Source organism: Pyrobaculum neutrophilum V24Sta (assembly GCF_000019805.1).
GTDB classification, from domain to species: Archaea; Thermoproteota; Thermoprotei; order Thermoproteales; family Thermoproteaceae; genus Pyrobaculum; species Pyrobaculum neutrophilum.
The window spans coordinates 478068-497532 of record NC_010525.1 but is presented as its reverse complement, the minus strand read 5'-3'; the positions used below and the strand labels follow the sequence as shown (position 1 = coordinate 497532).

The following is a 19465-nucleotide window of genomic DNA, read 5'->3' as shown; positions in this document are numbered from 1 at the left end:
GTATTTATAGCCCCCCCGCGGCGGGGGCGTGCGTAGGCTTTTGGACCTCGCCGAGGCGGAGATCTCCGAGAGGCTGAGGGAGGGGGCAAAGCTGGCGATGGAGGCTCTGTCGATGGCGCTGAGGGGGGACGCACCTTCGAGCTCTGTGAGGGAGATCGCCTCGAAGCTCCACGAGATCCACCACGAGGTCTCCGACCTGGTGATGGAGGCGGTGGCCCGCTACAGCCCCGTGGCGACGGATCTGCGTTTCCTAAAGGGGGCGCTTTTCGTCTCCTACGACCTCTACAGGGTTGCGCGCTACGCCTACGACATAGCTGTCGTGTTTGAGAAGCTGGGGGGCGGCTGCGCCTCGGAGAGGCTGAGGAAGGTCGGCGGCGTGGTGATGGAGATGGTGGCCGCCTCCGTTGAGATGTTCCTCTCTAGGGACATCTCCAGGCTTGGGGAGGTGGAGAGGCTAGACGACGAGGTGGTGGACAAGAGCTACGAGGAGGCCTTGATGGAGGTGCTGAGGGGTTCCGAGAGGTGTAGAGTAGTGGAGATGGTCATACTGAGGCTTCTGGAGAGGGCCTCCGACCACGCGGTCTACATCGCCAACCACGCCTACTACCTGTTGACGGGGCAGACGAGGAGGAGCTAGGGCCTGCCCTGGGCGTATCTATCGCAGAGGATGCCCCTGGTGAGGCAGAGGTACCGCGGCAGATTCGCCTCGATCCTCTCGTTTCTATAGCGGAGGAGGAGCTTGAGGGCCTCGCTCTTAGCCCTCCTCCAGTTCTCGCCGTGTGGAACCTCGAGCTTAACTCTCACTATGACGTGGTCCTTGTCGCTCTGTTCTGTGTAGTCCACCGCCACGACGTTGAAGCCCTTGAGCACAGACCTAATCTCCTCCTCTAACCTGTCGAGGTCTATCACGGAGATGGGGAGCTCCACCCTGATGTACACCACCTGCTTCTCCGTCCACCGCGGGGTGTAATCGACGACGGCTGAGCTGAGGAGAACCATGTTGGGCACCTTCAGCTCGTGGCCCATGTCGAGGAGCAGCGTCGAGTAGAGAAGCCCTATCTCCGCGACCTTGCCCTTGAAGCCCGGCACCACGTAGTCTGGCGAGAAGTATTTGTAGGGCGGCAGATCCGACACCTTGTATGGTAGCTGGGAGGTCACTATCCTCACCGTGTCCCCCACCTCCACAAACCTCGTGGTGAGTATCAAAATCCCTGCGAAGACGTTTCCAAGGATGGGCTGTAGGGCGAGACCCAGCACCAGGCCCGTGACTGTGCCGCCCAGTAGAGCCAGCTCGGCGCCTAGTTTTGAGATCGATACCGCGTATAGCACTACGGCTATTATGCCGACGATCTTTATGACGTTGCCGACGGCGAACGCCTTCTCCCTGAGGTTATCCCTGAGGTATAGAACTACGGCGTTGCCCAAGACGTTTACGCCGAGTCCCCCCGCGACTATCAAAATGGCGGACTTCAGTAGGTCCAGCTGCTCCTGGCTTAGCCCGAGTCCGACGATGGGGAGGATTACCTTGGCGCCGTAGTATATGTTTACTGCTACGATCGCGATTAGTACCAGCTTAGATAGGGCTATTGCGGCAACTCTCTTCCCCCTCACTTCACCCTCCTCTCCAGGAACTTCTCCACCGCCGCCGGCGTCGTTTTCTCAAGCACCTGCTTGAGTAGCCGCGACGCGTTCAACGCGTCTGACAGATCCACCAGCTCCACCGGCGAGTGGACGTAGCGCGTGGGTATGGAGATGGCGGCGGCGGGCACGCCCTCCCGCCTAAAGGCTATGGCCATGGCGTCTGTGGTGCCGCCGTATAGCACCTCAAGCTGGTGGGGGATGCCGGCCTCCCTGGCGATTTTCACGATGTGGTCCCTCAGCCCGGGGTGCGCTATGAAGAGGCCGCCGCGGCCGCCGTCGATTACCTTTATGGCGGGCCCCGCGCCCAGCTTAGTCACGTGTAGCCTCTCGCCTACACCCGGCACGTCGGCGGCTATGGTGGTGTCTAGGGCCACCGCGTAGTGGGGGGCTATCCGATCCGCCGCTATCTGGGCCCCCCGGAGGCCCACCTCCTCCTGCACCGTGGCGACGGCGTATAGGGTCACGGGGAGGTCGCCAAGTTGCCGCAGGGTGTACAACATAACGGCGAGGCCCACCCTGTCGTCGAAGGCCTTGCCCGTCGCAACCCTCCCGTTTAAGACGGCCAGCTCCCTCTCGAGGACGGCCACGGAGCCGACGGAGATGCCCATCTTCTCGGCCTCCTCCCTGCTTCTAGCCCCCACGTCTATGTAGAGGTCTTTCATCTCCGGGGCCTCCCTCTCGTGGCCGGAGGGGGTCACATGCGGCGGCGTAACGCCTACGACCCCCCTGACCCACCTCCCATCTTGAGTCCTCACCCACACCCGCTGGCCGAGCAGCGTCACCTCGTTCCAGCCGCCGATCGGCCTAAACCTTAGAAAGCCCTCCTTCTCGACGTGGTCTACAACCAGCCCGATCTCGTCCATGTGGGCCGCCACCATGGCCCGGACCTCGGAGGCCCCCCTCTTGACCCCTATTACGTTCCCCCACCTGTCCACCAACACCTCGTCTACGTACGGCTCCATCTCCTTTATCACGATCTCCCTCACCTCGTCCTCGAAGCCGGAGGGGCCTCTCGCCTCGGATAGGGTCTTTAGGAGAGCGACGAAGTCCTCCACGGATGCGTCTAAAAGGAGGTGTATAAAAATCAGTGTCCTCTAAACTGCGGCTTCCTCTTCTGTAGGAAGGCGGCTACCCCCTCGGCCACGTCTTTCGTGCTGAAGAGTAGCCCGAACTCCGCCGCCTCAAGCACCTCGGCGGCCCACAGAGGGATCTCTACGCCGAAGTTCACCGCGTATTTGGCCATCGCCAACGCCAGAGGCGGCTTCTCGGCCAGCTTGTTGGCCACCGCCCTTAGCTCCTGCTCCAGCCTATCCGGGGGCACCACCCTGTTTACAAGCCCCAGCCTCTCCGCCTCCCTCGCAGGTATCCTCTCGCCGGTCATGATGAGCTCCTTAGCTCTATCTCTGCCTATGAGCCTCGCCAAACGCTGGGTCCCCCCGGCGCCGGGTATAAAGCCGAGGTTCACCTCGGGTTGCCCCAGCTCCGCGGTCTCGGCGGCTATCCTTATGTCGCATGCCATGGCGAGCTCCAGCCCGCCGCCCAGCGCGTAGCCGTTTATGCCGCATATCACCGGCCGGTCGAGGAGCTCGATCCTGTCCGCCAGCATCTGTAGCCTCCGGGAGAGCTTAAACATGGCGATTGGGCTCGCGCCGGCGAAACCGGACACGTCGGCCCCCGCGGAGAAGGCCCTCCCGGAGCCCGTGATCACGACCACCCTTACCTTGTCGTAGTCCATCTGCTCTATCTCGTCGAGAGTCCGCCAGAGCTCCTCCACCATCTTGGGGCTTATGGCGTTTAGGCGGTCCGGCCTATTTAGCACAATCCAGGCCACGCCGGGCTCGAAGCGGACCACAATTGTCTCGAGCCGCCTCTCCTCAGCCTTGACGTACTTGTAGAACCCCTCCCCCGTCTTCTTGCCCAGCTTCCCCCCGGCGGCTAGCTCTGCGAGTAGAGGGTCTGGGGCATACTCCTCGAAGCCCCTCTGCCTCCACCGCTCGAGGGCTTTTACGACGGCGTCGATCCCCACCTCGTCCGCGTACTCCAGCGGTCCCTTCGGCCAGTTTAAGCCAAGCCTCACAGCCTTGTCTATGTCCTCCCTCGTCGCTATGCCCTCCCGGAGGAGGTAAGCCGCCTCGTTTATGGCGGGCGCCAGGAGGTCCACCGGGTCGACCCTCTCCGCCGCCTCCTTGGGCAGGGCGGGCTTTTCGTACTTGCCGGGGGCTGGGTACCTGTAGAACCCCTCGCCGGTTTTTACGCCGTATTTCTTTCCCTGGCACAGCTCCTGGAGGAGGGGGCAGGGCCTTGATCTGTAGCCGCGTTTAGCCATGGAGTCGGCTATGAAGCAGACGACGTCTAGCCCGGTGTAGTCCATTAGGACGAAGGCCCCCATTGGGAGACCCGCCTTGTAGATAAGCGCCGCGTCTACCTCCTGGATAGTGGCTTCGCCGCGCGCCGCCGTCCAACACGCCGCCTCGTTTACCCTCATGAATATCCTGTTTACGATGAAGCCGGGCACGTCCTTGTTTACCACCACGGTCTGCTTCCCGAGCTTAGCCGCGTAGTCGGCGACTTTTTTAACGGTGTCGTCGCTGGTGTGGGCCCCCCTCACGATTTCCACAAGTGGCATGAGGGGCGGTGGGTTGAAGAAGTGCATCCCCACCACCCGCCCCCTCCTCTCGGGTTTCACAGCCTCGGCGATTTCCGTGATGGGCAGAGAGGAGGTGTTCGTGGCGAGCACCGCGTCTGGCGGGGCGCATCTGTCGGCCTCGGCGAAGACCTTCCTCTTGATCTCCAGGTTCTCCACCACCGCCTCCACCATGAGCTCGGCCCCCTCCACGGCCTTACACACGTCGTTGACGACGGTCTTTATCCTCGACATGACCGTCTGGACGTCCTCCCTCACCTGGCCCTTCTCCACGAGCTTCCTCAGAGACCACTCGATGTTCTGGAGGGCCCTCTTGAGGTACTCCTCTGCCACATCCACAAGCGCCACTTCGTAACCCGCGATCGCGAAGAGCTCTGCGATCCCGTGCCCCATCGTCCCCGCGCCGATCACCGCCACCTTACCCATGTGGTGGCAAACGGCGGAGTTTTTAAAACAAGGTCCACAATTAAAATTACACTTTGACCAAGCGGAAGGCCAGCCTCTGGAGGGGGCCGGGTATAAGCCTCAGAGCCTTCGGCCAGACGGCGCCGCCGCGGAAAACCGCAGACGCCGCGTCTATCTCGGCCACCTCCGCCTCGGAGAGCTCCAGCCTCAGCGCCTCCACTACCTCTTTGGCCTGCGTCAGCGTCTTCACCCCGGGGATGGGGAAGGACCCCCTGGCGGCGTGCCAGGCGAGAACCACCGCGGCTGGGCTCGCCCCTCGCCTCGCGGCTATCCCCCTCACCGCCTCAACCACCCTCCTGCCCTGGGGGGTTGCGGCTTTTCTAACGGCTGGGTCGAACCTCCTCCCCCCGTCGGCCCCCACCTTCTCCTTGACGGCCGCCCCCTTGGCCAGGGGGCTCCAGGCGATAACCGCGAAGCCCGCCCTCCTCCCCATCTCTATAAGCGCCTCGGCGGCCCTCTGTAGAGGGTTGTAGACCACCTGGTCAGACGCGAGGTTGTACCTCTTGGCGCAGTAGATGGCCTTCTCCATCATCCCGGCGTCGAAGTTGCTTACGCCGATCTCCGCCGTTAGGCCGAGCTGGGCCGCCCTCTCCAGCTCCCTCACCGCGCGGCACACCGGGACGTAGATGGGGGGAGGCCAGTGGAGCTGGAGCAGATCGATTCTTCCGAGGCGTCTCCTGCTCCGCTCGGCGCTTTTGACGACGCGCCCCCAGTTGAAGCCGGCTACCTTGGTCGCAACCACCACATGGGGCCTCCCCTTGATCAACTCGCCGACGAACTCCTCGCTCCTCCCCCAACCGTATATCTCCGCCGTATCGATGAAGCTGACGCCGTTGTCTAACACGTACTCGTAGGCCCTCCTCAGCTCGGCGAAGTTCACCCTCCAAGACCCTCCCCCGGCCTGCCAAGCGCCGACTCCGATTCTCCCCACCTCAAACACGCCTATTCTCACGGCGTGTCCCCGAAAACGATTTATATGGCTTACCAGGAGGTCCCCATGGTGTTTCCCTTCGAAAGCCTCGTAGATTTTTCCGTGGTGTTGACTCAGGAACACGAGCTGTTTAGGAGGGCTGTGAGGGAGTTCGTGGAGAGGGAGATCGCACCGAGGGCTCTGGAGATCGACGAGAGAGACGAGGCGCCGCTCGACCTCCTTAGGAAGATGGGGGAGCAGGGCTTCTTCGGTCTAGAGATCCCGGAGCAGTACGGCGGCCAAGGCGGCGACTACAGGATGGCGGCGATACTATCTGAGGAGGTGTCCCGCGCCTCGCCGGGCTTAAGCGTGTACTTCAACTCGGCGAGGCTCTTCTCCGCCCCTATTCTCCTCTACGGGACAGAGGAGCAGAGGCGGAGGTATCTCCCCCAGATAGCCAGGGGGGAGAAGCTGGCGGCTTTCGCCTCCACGGAGCCCTGCTGCGGCTCGGACGTAGCCGGCGTAAGGACTAGAGCGCGGCGGGTGGGGGGCAGGTGGGTGATCAACGGCAGGAAGGCCTTCATAAGTAGCTCGGACGTGGCCCACTACATCCTCGTCCTCGCGAGGACCTCCGACCCGCCGGACGCCGGCAGAAGACACGTGGGCCTCTCCATGTTTGTGGTGGAGAGGGACGCGCCCGGCGTGAAGGTGGAGCAGTGCTACAGCAAGCTGGGCCTCCGCGGGAACCACGCCTGCGAGATCTCGCTCACCGATGTGGAGGTGCCTGAGGAGAGCTTGGTGGGGAGGGAGGGGATGGGCTTCTACTACGCCATGGAGGCCTTTAACAGATCCAGAATCGGCATCGCGGCCCAGGCGGTGGGGATGGCCCAGGCCGCCTTCGAGAAAGCCTTCGACTACGCCCACAGGAGGGAGGCCTTCGGCGTAAAGATAGCGAGCTTCCAGGCGATCCAGTTCAGCCTAGTGGAGATGTTGGCCAAGATCATGACGGCCCGGCTCTTGACATACATGGCCGCCAAGCTCGCGGACGAGGGCAGGCGGGAGTTCGTCTTCGTGGCGTCGCTCGCCAAATACTACGCCACCGAAGCAGCCGAAGAGGTGATCTCCGACGCCGTTGACGTCTTCGGAGGAGCCGGCGTCGTAAGAGAGACGGGGCTGGAGCGGCTGTATAGAGATGTGAAGATCACCCAGATATACGAGGGGGCCAACAACGTCCAGAAGCTGGCGGCTTACCGGCAGCTGGTTAGACTTCTGCAGGAGAGGGGGACGCCGCCCGGCGGCGCCTAGAGTTTTAAATAGCCCAACCTTTCTACCCCCTATGGATGAGGAATACATCGCCCTGCTAGACAGGGCGTATAAGCTCGTGGCGCCCAAGGCCCAGAGGAGGGCTGAGATACCCAAGATAGAGGTTCAGAACATGCCGCGCAAGACGGTGATACCGAACTTTGGCCAGATAGCGAAGAGGCTAAACAGAGATATATACTTCATGGCGAAGTTCTTCCAGAGGGAGCTGGCGGTGCCCGGCACTGTGGAGGGGGACGTGTTCACTCTACACGGGGAGAAATCGCCGAAGGTCGTCGAGGCGGTGTACGAGAGGTTTATCAGGTACTACGTGGTCTGCCCAGTCTGCAACTCCATCGACACGGAGCTACGGAGGGAGGGGAGGATCTACGTGATGAGGTGCCTAGCCTGCGGAGCCTCCACGCCGGTTAAACCGCTGTAATGGACCTCTCAGGCGCGGCGGCCGCCCTCACGGCGGCGCTTATCTGGGCCCTCGTCATATTTCTATACAAGCGCGAGATGGAGACAGCGGGGGCGGCCGCGGTGAACTTCTCAAGGCTGCTGTACGTCGCAGTGTTGATGTGGCCCGTGCTGTTGCTGGGCGCCCCCACGCCGGGGCTGTGGGCCGCCGCCGCCAGCGGCCTCATCACCCTCGTGGTGGGGGACAGCCTGTACTTCTACGCCATACAGAGAATCGGCGGATCTACGGCGGCGCCTCTGGCGTACACCTACGTCGTAATCGCCCAGTACCTCGCGACGTTGCTGGGCGAGGTGGTGTCCCACTGGCTAGCCGCCTCGGCGGTCCTCACCGTAGTGGGGGCCGCACTCTTGGCGAAAGGCGGCTCCGCCCGCCTGGAGCCCCTCGGCGTAGCGGCGGCCCTAGCCGCAGCGCTAATGTGGTCCCTCGGGATGGCCGCGGTGAAGCTAGCCGCCATGGGCCAGGCGCACCCCCTCGTCATCGCCTACATCAGAGCCGCCGCGGCTTGCGCCGCCCTCGGGATATACCTCGCCGCGAGGCGCCGCGTCGCCCTGGTGAAATCGCCTCTTTTCGCCGCGGCATCCCTCCTAGACCTAGGCCTGGGCTCGGCCTTATTCGCCTACGCCGTCGGCGCGGCGGGGCTCGCAGTAGCCACAATACTCGTGTCCACCTCACCCCTGATAACCCAGCTCTACGCGAGAGCCACAGGCGCCGAGAGGATCGGCCTTAGGCAAACGGCGGGAGCCCTCTCCATCTTCCTCGCCATATATCTAGCGCTCAGAGGTTAGACCAAGCGCCGAAGAGACGGCGCTAGACGGTGCAATAAACGAGAGGGAGGGGCGGGCGCCGCGCGGGAGGCAAACTCAAGCGCAGGATGGCCCCGGCGGAGGGGGGGACACCCCCGCCGCGATACCCGCCCCGACGCGGCCCACTAACCCCGGGCAACGGCCGAGACCCTGGGAAACCCCGCCTCAGGGGAGGGGGCCATAACGCCCTGAGGCTCAGAGGGGCATAGGGCCGCTAGTCTTTGCCCCGGACTGTGCCTACAACGAAGAGGGGCACCTCGAACTCACCTCCGTAGTAGTAGAAGAGGAGGACCTTCGCCACCTCCCTCAGTATGAGCATGAGGTCTCCCCTCCTCACGCCGGCGGCCTCGGCGGCCTCCTTCCACGGCTTTGCCTGTAGCACCTTGCTGACGAGTATTTTAAGGGCGGGCTCGGGGAGCGCCGGCCTCCTCGCCTTGGGGCTGTAGAAGTACTGAGTGGCGAGCATATATACTGCGTCTGTGACGTTTTCGTAGGTCATGGGGCCGTAGGCGTAGGCGATGGCTCTATCCAGCTGGTTTTTTGAAAGGACGGGGGCCCCCTCTATCCCCCAGCCCCAGTCCTCCAGCAGGAGGAGCACCTCGGCGGGTAGCAGATCGCCGTAGGGCCCCATAAGCGAGTGGATCAGCCTCCTCCTAAACTCCACGTTGGCGTACCTCACGTAGGCCTCCGCCTTATCGTTCAACGGCTTTACGAGGAGTACGCTGTATTCGCCGGAGGAGGGGTTCCTCTCGGGGGAGAGGTGGATTGGGACGTAGCCGTTTCTCACCCAGAACTTAAGCAACCTGTCGTATACGCCGAAGCCCACGCCTATCCAGTCCATGCCCCGCCGCCTCGCCTCCTCCTCAAGCTTTTGGAGCATAAGCGTGCCGAGGCCCATGTCTTGTAGCTCTGGGTGGGTCGCTATCCTCACGATACGCCAGCCCCTTAGCTTGGCGAACTCGGGCAACCGCCAGTACTTGAGGAAGCGGTCTGGGATGATGTTGCCCGGGAGCTTAAGGCCTCTAAGCGCTTGGTCTATGGAGAGGTCGTCGAGCGCCCCCTCAAAGGCGAGCTCAACCGAGACCACCACCTTCCCGTTTGGAAGGGCGAGGGCCCGCGCGGTGTGATGCGGCGCGTCTAGGAGCATCCCCAGGTCGTCGGGCTCGTTCCGGTAGTGGGCCTGCACGTATATGCCGAAGAACTGCCTAAGCACCTCCTCCCTCATGATGTCCTCCTCCCCTAGGTACACCACCTCCCTCCTCCTCACGTAGTCGAGATCCTGCGGCTCCGCCTTGGCCGGCTCGGCGTTTAGGAGGAAGGCGTCGAAAAGCCACTGCTCCACCGGGTCCCCCCTGCCGTATCTTATGGGCTCCTCCATCTCGTAGAGGTGCACGTCTGTGTCCTTCGACTCCCTTAGGTACTTGAGGAAGCGGATAGAGAAGCCGCGGCCCGCCCCCTCGTAGCCGTGGATCGTGGTGGCGAAGACCACCCTATCGAACTTCTTATGTACGGCGTAGAGCACCGGGAGCGGGACGGCGGCCGCCTCGTCCACAGCGACGACGTCTGCGTTCTCCCTCTTCAACAGCATGTAGGGGGTGACGACGTCTATGAAGATCCCCCTGGCCTTGATAGATCTGATCTCTCCCCCCTCCTTCTCCACGCCCGGCTTGTAGCCCAGCGCCTCGAGCCCCCTCACCGCGAACTCGAGGAGGGTCTCCAGGTTTGTGTACTCCATGGCGCTGACGACGATCTGGACGCGGGATTTGGCCTTCCTAAGCTTGTGGCCTACGCCGGCTAGCCCCAGGCCCAGCGCCGCGCTCTTCCCCCTCCCCCGGTCCGCGATAACCACCACGGCCTGCTTACGCCTCGGCCTCTCGTACAGCGCCTCGAAGAGCTTCAGCACCTCGACCTGGTCTTGGGTAGCCGCCAGGCGGTATATCTTCAGCGGCAGAACCGCCTTCTCCGGCGGCTCCGGCTTCTTAGGCTCGTACCTCTCCACCTCCTCCACCCCAGAGGCCTTGAGGAGCGCCCCCCTATCTACGTCGTAGATCACCACGCCTCTGTGGCCGTGGAGTGTCCTCCAGAACCTCTCCTTCAGCCTCTGCCTCACGTCGTTGGGGGTAAACTGCGGGACGAGCAACGTGGATTGGAACTTGGTTATGTGCCTCTTCCACGTCTCCAGCGGCGGCACGAGGAAGACGTAGACGCCGCCGCCTTTGACGACGCCGCCGAGGCGCCCCACGTCGTTTGGCTTAAGGTCGTTGACGAGGTCCAAGACGGCGAAGTCTTGGGTTGTCCCCAGGATCTTCGGCGTGTCTTTATACGGCCTGAAGTCCACCTCCAGCGAGGACCCCTCCATGGCGTCTCTGAAGTAGTTCATACGCTTGTTGGCGTCGGCGAACTCCGGCTGAAACATGTAGAGCCCAGAGCCGCCGCCCCCCGCCGCCTCAAACCCCCTGAGCACCTCCGCCGCCGCCTCGGCCAAACGCCGGTCGTCAGTGCCCACCAGTACGAAGAGCCTCCTGTGGCGGGCGGCCGCCGCCTTCTCCACCTCGGCCTTAGCTAAGTCGAAAAGCACATGGGCACCTACTAAGGCTAAATAAAGTTGTGGCCTTCACACGTACTCAGGCCTGCACGCGGGCGCCAGCCCCCCCTCCGAAGCCCGGGCCAGGAGCTCCTCGATGGCCTTCTCCCCCCTGGAGCCTAGGTCCCTCGTGTAGGCGTTGACGTACATGTCGACAAAGCGGGCGGTGTCCTCCAGGCTGAGCCCCCTTGAGAACCTCTGGGCATATCTAAGGGCCTCCTCCCTGTGCTCATCGGCGTATCTGATGGAGCTGCGGAGGGCCTCTGCAAGGGCCTCGGCGAGCCCCCTCCCCAACTCCTTCCTAACCACGTCTATCCCAAGCGGCGTGGGGAGCCCCGTCTCCCTCAGCCACCACTCGCCTAGGTCCAGCAGCTTCCTCAAGCCGTATCTCCCATAGGTGATCTGCCCCTCGTGGATAAGCACCCCCGCGTCCACGACGCCCGCCGCCACCGCCTCCAGCACTCTATCGAAGGGCACCTCCACGGCCTTCACCCCCGGCATGGCCAGCTTGAGGAGGAGGGCGGCGGTGGTGTAGCGCCCGGGCACTGCCACGTGCCTCGGCCTATCCGCCTCCGGCCTGGCCACCACCACGGGGCCGTACCCCTCCCCCATGGAGGCGCCCACCCTCATCACGTAGTACCTACCGCAGACGTATGCGTAGGCGTGTACGCTGACTGCGGATACGTCGAGTAGCTCCTCCACCGCCAGCCTGTTCAAAGTCTCTATATCGGCCAGAAACTCCACGTGGGGCGCCGGCATCTTAACAGCCCCCGACGCGATCCCGTAGAACATGTAGGCGTCGTCCGCGTCTGGAGAATGGGCCACCTTGATCACGTGGCAACCCACCGGCCCATATTTATCACTTACGCGCCGCCGCCACGGCGGCCGCCGTGATTAAGACGTAGGCGGCGGCCTCCGGGGCTGTGGGCCTCTGGCCGAAAAACAAGGCCCCCCAGAGGGCGGCGAGCACCGGCTCTAGGGAGGCCAAGACAGAGGCCTTGGCGCCCCCCACCCTGGAGACAGCCGACGCGAAGAGCCTGTAGGGCAACACGGTCCCAAACACGCCGAGGTACACCCCAGCGGCGGCGGCCTCCAGGGTGGGGGGGCTGGGCTTCAGCAGAAGGGCCGGTGCGGTGACGGCCAGCGTATAGGGCATAGCCCCAAGCGACGCGTCCACCGCGCGGCCGCCCGCCGCGAGCCTCCTGGCGGCGGCGATGTACAAGCCGTAGAAGAGGCCCGAGGCTAAGCCGGCGGCGAAGCCGACCCCCGAGATCCCGCCCGAGGAGGCCATAAGCGCCACGGCCGCGAAGACGAGGGCGACCCCCACGCCGTCGCGTCTAGACGGCCTTTCCCCCCACAGGGCGAGGGCTAGGGCTGTCCAGAGGGGGGCCGTGTAGAGGAGGTACGCGGCGTTTCCAATCCCCGCGTATATAGCCGCCGCCGGATAAACCGTGAAGAGGCCGCCGAGGAGGAGGCCCGGCAGAAGCGCCCCCCTCCCGGGCCTAGCCTCCGCCGCGAGAGCCGCCAGAGACGCGGTGAGCGACCTGAAGAAGGCTATCCAGAGGTACTCCCTCCCCAGCGAAGCGGCGACCCCTATCGTGGACCAGAGAAACGCCGCCGCCAGGATCCTCAAGACCGGCCCCACGGCGCAGAGTTATGTTTTAAATATAACCTTGATTATATAACTGTGGTTATATTTTTAGACAGGGAGGAGGAGCTGGAAAAGCTCAGGAGGGCCCTCCGGGGAGAGGGCTTCAGACTAGTTGTGGTATACGGCAGGAGGCGGATAGGGAAGACTTCCCTCGTCCTAAAGGCCACTGAGGACATGCGGAGGGTCTACTACCTCGCGGTGGGGAGGGGCAACCTGCGGAGGTTTAAACAAGCGGCGGCGCGGGTCGACCCCGGCGTGTTGACGACCGCCGACGACTGGGAGGCCGTCTTCACATACCTGAGAGATAGAGTCGACGTCGTCATCATAGACGAATTCCCAAACCTAATAGAGGAGGACAGGTCCATCCTGTCGACCCTACAGGCGGTGGTGGACGAAGTCCTCGCCCACTCAAACCTAAAGCTCGTGCTGGCCGGCTCCTCCATCTCCACCATGACGTCAAAAGTCCTCTCCTACAAGAGCCCCCTCTACGGGCGGAGGACGGCGTCGCTGAGGGTGGACCCCATACCCTTCCTCAAATACAGGCAGTTCTTCCCCGACAGGCCGCCTCATGAGCTGGTGGAGATCCACGGCTTCGCCGGCGGGATACCGTACTACATGGTGAAGGTGAGGGAGCCCTTCTGGGACTTCCTGGGGCGGGAGCTGAGGGAGAGGACCTTCCTCCTAGACGAGGGGGACTTCCTCCTCCGCTACGAGTTCGAAGACGTCTCCACCTACAGGCAGATACTTGAGGCGATCGCGGCGGGGAAAAACACCCTTGGGGAGATAAGAGACCACGCAGGGCTTAGATCCACGGACATAACGCCGTATCTCCGCAACCTGGAGATCGTGGGCATAGTGAGAAAGGTGAAGCCCGTGCTGGGCAGGGGGAGGTATAGATACGAGCTGGCCGACGGCTTCCTCCGCTTCTGGCACCGCTTCATAGGGCCGAACCTCTGGCTAATAGAGCAGGGCCTCTACGGCGCGGAGGACATACGGAGGGAGTACAGCCAGTACCTCGGCAGGACCTTTGAAGAAATCGCCAGGGAGGTCGTAGTTAGGGAGATCGCCGCCGGCCGCCTGCCTAGGGTGACGAAGCTGGGCCCCCAGTGGTGGACCAAGAGGGGGGAGGCGAGGGAGATTGACCTCCTCGGCGTCGGCGACGGCGTCGTGGTGGCCGTGGAGGCGAGGTGGAGAGACGGGGTAGACGCGGCGGAGGTGGCCCAGGAGCTCAGGGAGAAGGTCGAGGAGCTGGGCCTACCCGGCCGCGTAGTACCCGTGGTGGTAGCCAGGAGCTTCAGGAAGAGAGAGGGGGCGGCGGCCTACGACCTAGGAGATATATACAGGATGATGGCCTAAAGCACCTTGAAGGTCCCCACCACCACGGCCCCCCGGCCCTTGAGTAGCCTCACAGCGCTTTTCAGCGTTGTGTAGATGGAGGCCGCGGCGAGGGCGCTGGTGGGGCCCTCGGCCTTGTTCTCCAGCCTAACGTAGGCCCTCCCCCATCTATGCTCCACCGCGATCTCGTGTATATTTACGCCTGGGGGAGCCTCGCCGTCTATCTCCACGTAGGCCTCCGACCCAGCGGCGAGAGATAGGGCAACCGAGGAGTTCAGGTTCCGGGGGTACTTTTCAAACATCTCGCCGGCTGGCCCCCGGTCCGCCCCAAGGCCGTGTTTATGTACTCTATGCGTCACCCGCCCCCCAGCCGCGGCCACGACGTCTAACCCGCCCACGGCGCCGCTTGGGATAAACAACACGCCCGGCCCGCACCTCGGCAACTTCAACGCGGCGCCTACGGAGGCCGCCACCAGGTGCCTCCCGGCCGACAGGATCTTGCAGGCGTAGTGGAGCAGAGCCTCGGCGCTCGCCGCCTCCACCACGAACTCGCTCCTGGCGATAAGCTCGTCCACCGTAGATACACACCTATCGCCGGCCGCTCTCACACACCTCTCCCCATCCACGTCGTATACGGCGGCGATCTCGATCTCCTCGTCGCCCCTGGCCATCTCCAATATGGCGCCCCCAAGCCTCCCCACCCCGATAAGCCCCACCGGGGTCCTGGCGTTGACGAGCTCCAGCGATATGTCCACCGCCGGGGCGCTGTGCGTCAGCCTACCCACCGAGATCACGTCTACGTAGGGGGCGTACAAGGCGATGTTCTCCTCGTTTATCCCCCCGGAGACCTCCAACACCACCCGCCCCCTCAGGCCCCTCCTCGCCAGCTCCTCGTGGGCTCTCCTCGCCTCATCGGGGGAGACGTTGTCCAACATGACGACTTCGGCGCCCAGCTCCGCCGCCTTAACCGCCTCCTCCGCCGAGGAGACCTCCACCTCCACCCTCTGGATGAAGGGCCGCCTAGCCGACATAAGCGCCTCCAGCGGAGCCAGCGCCCTGTGGTTGTCCTTAAACATCACGGCGTCGCTTAGGGAGTACCTGTGGGGGTCCCCGCCGCCTAGCCAAACGGCCTTCTTCTCTATATACCGGAGAAACGGCAGGGTCTTCCTCGTCGCCGCCACCACCACCCTTGGGTTGGCGGCCCTCGCCCTCTCCACCAATCGCCTTGTGTATGTAGCCACGCCGGAGGCGTGGGCCACGAGGTTGAGCAGGGTCCTCTCCACCTTCAACACCTCGGGCGCCTCCCCCCTGAAGCAGAGAAGCCTAGAGCCGGCGGCGAAGGGGGAGCCGTCCGGCAACGCGTGCGTCACCCGGAAGCCCAGGAGCTTTAGAAACTCCACGGCCTCCTCAAGGCCGGCTGCCACGCCGCCCTGCTTAGCTGTGACACACGCCTCCACCTCCCGCCTCGGCGCCGCCGCGGCGGCGAAGTCCACAAAGGGAAGGTCCCGCCTCAGCTCCTCCAAAAGCTGATACGCGAAGAGCCTAGCCTCGATCATGCGAACTGGAACATCCTCTCTATCGCCGCCCTCGCCCTCTTCGCCACCTCCTCGGGCACCGCCACCCTGTAGACCTCGTCCCGGAGGGACCTATACACCTTCTCTATGGTGGTGAGCTTCATGTATTCGCAGACCGCCTCCTCAGACGCCGGGATGAACTCCTTCCCAGGCGCCTCCTTCGCCATCCTGTAAATGATGCCCGTCTCCGTGGCGACTATGAACCGCCTCGCCGGAGACTGCCTCACGTACTTCACCATCCCCTCGGTGGAGAGAAACCTCGGCTCCACCCCCAGCCTAGGCAGCTCCACGAGGCAGGCGGTGCCGCATCCGCACTCCGGGTGGATCAACACCTCCGCGTCTCTATAGAGCTTCACCTTGGTAAGTATCTGAGGCGCCGTCAGCCTCTCGTGCACGTGGCACGCCCCGTCCCAGATGTCCATCGGGCGCCCCGTCTTCGCCGCGATGTACATCCCGAGGTATTTATCCGGCAGAAACAACAGGGGCTTGTCCCGGGGGATCGCCTCGACGACCTTTAGACAGTTGGCCGAGGTGCAGACGTAGTCGGCCAGAGCCTTCACCTCAGCCCTCGTGTTTATGTAGGCCACCACCACCCCGCCCGGGTGCCTCTCCCTCCACCTCCTAACCGCCTCCACGTCGACGGCGTCGGCCAGGCTACAGCCGGCGTTTGGATCAGGGATAAGCACCCTCTTGTTCGGGTTCAATATAGCCGCCGTCTCAGCCATGAAGTAGACCCCCGCGAAAACCACGAGGGAGGCCCCTGTCTCCCTAGCCGCTAGGGAGAGGTTTAGGGAATCGCCGACGAAGTCCGCCACATCTTGGACCTCCGGCCGCTGATAGTTGTGGGCCAGCACCACTGCGTTCTTCTCCGACTTAAGCCTCCTCACCTCCGCCGCGTAATCCACGGCGGCCTCCCCACCTCCCTTTATCAGCTTTACTATGATAAATTTTTCCGCCTGCTAACGGGGGAAAGAGGCGGAGGTGGAAAGAAATTGTATAGATGTATGTCAAGAGGTTTTCCTCGCTTGCTCCTTCACCCACATCATGGGGCAGTACTTGCCGCACATGGTGCAGCCCTTCACCTTGGGCTCCCCGAACTGCCTATACACCGCCCACGCGGCCTCCGGGTCGAGGAGCTTGTTTATCATGTTGGCCCAGTCGAGCCTGCCCCTGTACACGCTCACCTCCCTATCCCACCCCGAGGCCTTTGGCCCAAGCTTCACGATGTCTCCTATGTGGGCCGCGACCCTGTAGGCCTTCACCCCCTCCTCCACCTGCTTGACGGTGGGCAGGGAGAGGTGCTCCGCCGGCGTGATGTAGCACAGAAGGTCGGCCCCCGCGGCGGCGGCGAGGGCGGCGCCCACCGCAGAGGCGATGTGGTCGTAGGGCGCGGCCACGTCAGTCGGCAGAGGCCCCAGGACGTAGTAGGGGACGCCCCCCGTGAGCTTCTTCTCCAGCTTTATAGACCAGACGATCTCGTTCAGCGGCACGTGCCCCGGCCCCTCAAGCATCACCTGGACCCCCGCCTTGATAGCCCTCTTGGCCAGCCTAGCCGCCTCGACGAGCTCGGCTATCTGGAACTCGTCGTGGGCGTCTGCGATGGCGCCCGGCCTCAGGGCGTCGCCTATGGAGATGGTGGCGTCGTACTCGGCGAAGAGCTCCAGGAGGTAGTCCCAGTTCTTGAGGTAGGGGTTCTCGGACTCGTTGTAGAGCATCCAGCCGATGACCATGTCGCCGCCGCGCGACACGACGGGGATCACCCTATCGCTCTTCAGCACCTTCAAGGCCAGGTCCCTCGTGACCGCGGCGTGTATCGTCATAAACGACACGCCGTCTTTCAACTGCCTCTCCACCACCTCAAACAGGTGGTCCTCCGTCATGTAAGCCCCGCCGCCCCTCTTCTCGAAGGCCTCGATAAAGGCTTGGTATATGGGGACGGTGCCCACGGGGATCTCCGCCTTGCTCAACACGGCCCTCCTCACCGCGTCTAGATCGCCGCCGACGCTTAGATCCATCAACGTGTCGCCCCACCTATTCGCCACCTCCACCTTCTTCAGCTCCGCCCCGAGGTCCACCACCTCCGAGGAGGTCCCCAGGTTGACGTTGACCTTCGTGTGTAGCCCCTTCCCCACGCCGGTGAGCCTCCTAGGCGGCGACTTGGCGTTGGTCAAAACCACCGCCTGCCCCCGAGCCAGGCGGTCCCGGAGCTTAGCCACGCTTACGTCCTCCGCCTTAGCCACCCTCTCAAGCTCGGGAGGCGCTCTGCCCTCCCTGGCCTGCTGAATTAACGTCTTTGCCATAAACAGCTGATCGATTCCATATAAAAAGGTTTTCCACATGGGCAATATATATAGGAGCAGAAACCAATATAAATCGGTGGGATCCCGGGCCTATGAAGGTGGCTTTCTTCTCCGGCGGTAAAGACTCCGTCTATGCGGCGTTGCTGGAGTGGCCCGTGGACATGTTCTTCATCTCCGTCTACAGCTTCCCACGCCCCTCTCCCCACCTCGTGAACCTACACAAGACCGTGGAGCTTGCGGTGAAGCTCGGGGTGCCGACGCTGGTGGTGAATCTGCCCAAGGGCGCCGAGCGGAGGACAAAGGCGGATCTGCTCCGGCGGCTCGGCGCAAGGGTCCTGGTGGCGGGGGACCAGGCGGTGGAGGAGCACCTCCGCTACATGGAGCAACTCGCCAGGGAGGCAGGCGCCGAGCTGAGGGAGCCCCTGTGGGGCAGAGACCCCGCGCAGATCCTCTACGAGGAGGCGGAGAAGATGGAGTTCATAGTCATCGGGGCGCTAGACAGGTCCATAGTCTGCAGGCGGGTTGGGAGGGAGAACGTCGCCGACTTCCTCGCCGACCTCAAAAAACTCGGCATGGACCCAATAGGCGAGAGGGGGGAGTACCACACCCTGGTCACCAGGGTGGGCGCCGTCGCGCTGGATGTGCAGTGCGGCGCCGTGGAGAAACACGGCGACTACTACATAGCCCGGCTGGTATGATTGTGGAAAGGCTGGCCGAGTCCGTGGCGAGGAGGCCCTGCGACGCCATCGCCTTCTCAGGAGGGCTGGACTCCACCGCGGTGGCCCTCGCCCACGTCAAACTCGGGCACAGACCCCTCCTGGTGAACGTCCAGCTGGCTGAGTCCCCCGGCACGGACGCCCCACACGCCGTCGAGGCCGCGAGGAGGCTCGGCCTTCCCCTCGTCGTTAGGTACGTCCCGATGTGGGAGGCGCTGGCCGCCGTGGAGGAGGTGGTGAAGGCGATAAAGCTCTTCAACCCCATGGAGGTGGTGAACTGCTCCGTCCAATACATCGCCCTCAAGCTCGCCAGAGACCTCGGTGCGGGGACCGTCTGCACGGGAGACGCCGGAGACGAGATCTGCGTAGGCTACAGCTTCATGCTGGCGAAGCCTAGGGAGGAGCTCGCGAGATATATGGACCCCTCCCGGTGGTACTTCTGTTCCTTCGACCTAGCCAAGGCGCTTGGCGTAGAGGTTAAAGCACCCTTCCTAGAGGCGGCCCAACACCTCCTCTCTATACCCATAGAGGAGAAGACAAAGTGCGGCCTCGGCAAATGCCTGCTGAGGCAGGAGCTGGGCGACCTTGGACAAAGGCGGAAGGACCCCGCCGAGGTGGGCTCCGGCTTCCGCGCCCTCTACAAGGCGCTGGAGGAGCTGGGCAGAAGGGCGGAGGTGGACCTCCACCTCGACGGCCCAGCCCGCTACCTCTACCACATCTACAGGAGGGCCGGCCTCACCTACCCAAAGGCGCGGAGGAACCCCTGCCCAAGATGCGGCGCCGAGCTAGACGACAAGAGGTACTGCAAAATGTGCGGCTACTACGGCGGCGGTTGAACAGACCCGCCGCAGACCTCAGCCACAAGCTTGGCCAAGTTGCCCACCCCCATCTTAATAGTGAATGAGGAAAAGACGTAGGCCCTCCCAGCCCCCCTCAAGACGAGACAGACGCCGCACACCTCCCCCACCGCCTCCTCAAGCCTAACCCCCCTGTAGGCCTCGGGGAGCACTACAACCCCGTCTCTAGCCACGAGGAGGGTCTTCAGGTTGTACACACGAGGTC

At 63.4% G+C, this 19465-nt stretch carries 18 protein-coding genes; 7 read left to right on the top strand and 11 right to left on the bottom strand.

Features of this window, described 5'->3' with window-relative positions; genetic code table 11:
- Positions 1 to 28 precede the first annotated feature (28 nt).
- Positions 29 to 637, top strand: a complete 609-nt coding sequence (locus TNEU_RS02710; protein ID WP_012349907.1) for a phosphate signaling complex PhoU family protein — start codon at positions 29 to 31, stop codon at positions 635 to 637.
- Here the strand turns inward: TNEU_RS02710 and TNEU_RS02705 are convergent.
- The 4 genes from TNEU_RS02705 to TNEU_RS02690 are packed head-to-tail and all read right to left on the bottom strand — an operon-like array spanning position 634 to position 5702.
- Positions 634 to 1611: a mechanosensitive ion channel family protein gene (locus TNEU_RS02705; RefSeq protein ID WP_012349906.1), complete on the bottom strand. Its 978-nt coding sequence runs from the start codon at positions 1609 to 1611 to the stop codon at positions 634 to 636. The genes TNEU_RS02710 and TNEU_RS02705 overlap by 4 nt on opposite strands.
- Positions 1608 to 2696, bottom strand: a complete 1089-nt coding sequence (locus TNEU_RS02700) for a M42 family metallopeptidase (RefSeq protein WP_012349905.1) — start codon at positions 2694 to 2696, stop codon at positions 1608 to 1610. Before TNEU_RS02700 ends, TNEU_RS02705 begins: the two co-directional genes overlap by 4 nt.
- A gap of 29 nt (positions 2697 to 2725) precedes the next feature.
- Complete coding sequence (locus TNEU_RS02695; protein WP_012349904.1) at positions 2726 to 4711, bottom strand: 3-hydroxyacyl-CoA dehydrogenase/enoyl-CoA hydratase family protein; 1986 nt, start codon at positions 4709 to 4711, stop codon at positions 2726 to 2728.
- A gap of 46 nt (positions 4712 to 4757) precedes the next feature.
- Positions 4758 to 5702, bottom strand: a complete 945-nt coding sequence (locus TNEU_RS02690) for an aldo/keto reductase (protein ID WP_012349903.1) — start codon at positions 5700 to 5702, stop codon at positions 4758 to 4760.
- A 45-nt stretch (positions 5703 to 5747) separates the two neighbouring features.
- Here TNEU_RS02690 and TNEU_RS02685 point away from each other — a divergent pair, with 45 nt between their 5' ends.
- The 3 genes from TNEU_RS02685 to TNEU_RS02675 are packed head-to-tail and all read left to right on the top strand — an operon-like array spanning position 5748 to position 8225.
- Complete coding sequence (locus TNEU_RS02685) at positions 5748 to 6965, top strand: acyl-CoA dehydrogenase family protein (RefSeq protein ID WP_012349902.1); 1218 nt, start codon at positions 5748 to 5750, stop codon at positions 6963 to 6965.
- 31 nt (positions 6966 to 6996) lie between these two features.
- Positions 6997 to 7401 (top strand): translation initiation factor IF-2 subunit beta, encoded by a 405-nt coding sequence (locus TNEU_RS02680; protein ID WP_012349901.1) that lies wholly within the window; start codon positions 6997 to 6999, stop codon positions 7399 to 7401.
- Positions 7401 to 8225 (top strand): DMT family transporter, encoded by an 825-nt coding sequence (locus TNEU_RS02675; RefSeq protein WP_012349900.1) that lies wholly within the window; start codon positions 7401 to 7403, stop codon positions 8223 to 8225. Before TNEU_RS02680 ends, TNEU_RS02675 begins: the two co-directional genes overlap by 1 nt.
- A 232-nt stretch (positions 8226 to 8457) precedes the next feature.
- Here the strand turns inward: TNEU_RS02675 and TNEU_RS02670 are convergent, their stop codons facing one another.
- The 3 genes from TNEU_RS02670 to TNEU_RS02660 are packed head-to-tail and all read right to left on the bottom strand — an operon-like array spanning position 8458 to position 12472.
- A complete protein-coding gene (locus TNEU_RS02670; protein WP_012349899.1) occupies positions 8458 to 10821 on the bottom strand; it encodes a tRNA(Met) cytidine acetyltransferase TmcA in 2364 nt (787 codons plus the stop codon).
- Positions 10822 to 10857: 36 nt separating this feature from the next.
- Positions 10858 to 11661 (bottom strand): menaquinone biosynthesis family protein, encoded by an 804-nt coding sequence (locus tag TNEU_RS02665; RefSeq protein WP_012349898.1) that lies wholly within the window; start codon positions 11659 to 11661, stop codon positions 10858 to 10860.
- Positions 11662 to 11686: 25 nt separating this feature from the next.
- Positions 11687 to 12472, bottom strand: a complete 786-nt coding sequence (locus TNEU_RS02660) for a DMT family transporter (protein WP_012349897.1) — start codon at positions 12470 to 12472, stop codon at positions 11687 to 11689.
- A gap of 42 nt (positions 12473 to 12514) precedes the next feature.
- On the opposite strand from TNEU_RS02660, the gene TNEU_RS02655 reads away from it, so the two are divergent.
- Positions 12515 to 13834 carry an ATP-binding protein gene (locus tag TNEU_RS02655; RefSeq protein WP_012349896.1) on the top strand — a complete coding sequence of 440 codons (1320 nt, stop codon included), beginning with the start codon at positions 12515 to 12517 and terminating at the stop codon, positions 13832 to 13834.
- On the opposite strand, the gene nadC is transcribed toward TNEU_RS02655, so the two are convergent.
- The 3 genes from nadC to thiC form a co-directional block, all read right to left on the bottom strand.
- Positions 13831 to 15369 (bottom strand): carboxylating nicotinate-nucleotide diphosphorylase, encoded by a 1539-nt coding sequence (gene nadC, locus TNEU_RS02650; protein WP_012349895.1) that lies wholly within the window; start codon positions 15367 to 15369, stop codon positions 13831 to 13833. The genes TNEU_RS02655 and nadC overlap by 4 nt on opposite strands.
- Positions 15366 to 16292: a quinolinate synthase NadA gene (gene nadA, locus TNEU_RS02645; RefSeq protein ID WP_012349894.1), complete on the bottom strand. Its 927-nt coding sequence runs from the start codon at positions 16290 to 16292 to the stop codon at positions 15366 to 15368. Before nadA ends, nadC begins: the two co-directional genes overlap by 4 nt.
- Before the next feature lie 102 nt (positions 16293 to 16394).
- Entirely contained in the window at positions 16395 to 17687 is a 1293-nt protein-coding gene (thiC, locus tag TNEU_RS02640) for a phosphomethylpyrimidine synthase ThiC (RefSeq protein ID WP_148682296.1), read from the bottom strand.
- A gap of 92 nt (positions 17688 to 17779) precedes the next feature.
- On the opposite strand from thiC, the gene TNEU_RS02635 reads away from it, so the two are divergent.
- Both TNEU_RS02635 and TNEU_RS02630 read left to right on the top strand, forming a co-directional pair.
- A complete protein-coding gene (locus tag TNEU_RS02635; protein WP_012349892.1) occupies positions 17780 to 18385 on the top strand; it encodes a TTX_0299 family putative ATP pyrophosphatase in 606 nt (201 codons plus the stop codon).
- Complete coding sequence (locus TNEU_RS02630; protein ID WP_012349891.1) at positions 18382 to 19239, top strand: asparagine synthase C-terminal domain-containing protein; 858 nt, start codon at positions 18382 to 18384, stop codon at positions 19237 to 19239. Before TNEU_RS02635 ends, TNEU_RS02630 begins: the two co-directional genes overlap by 4 nt.
- On the opposite strand, the gene TNEU_RS02625 is transcribed toward TNEU_RS02630, so the two are convergent.
- A complete protein-coding gene (locus tag TNEU_RS02625; protein WP_012349890.1) occupies positions 19224 to 19457 on the bottom strand; it encodes a hypothetical protein in 234 nt (77 codons plus the stop codon). The two genes, TNEU_RS02630 and TNEU_RS02625, sit on opposite strands and share 16 nt — an antisense overlap.
- Between the last annotated feature and the right edge of the window lie 8 nt (positions 19458 to 19465).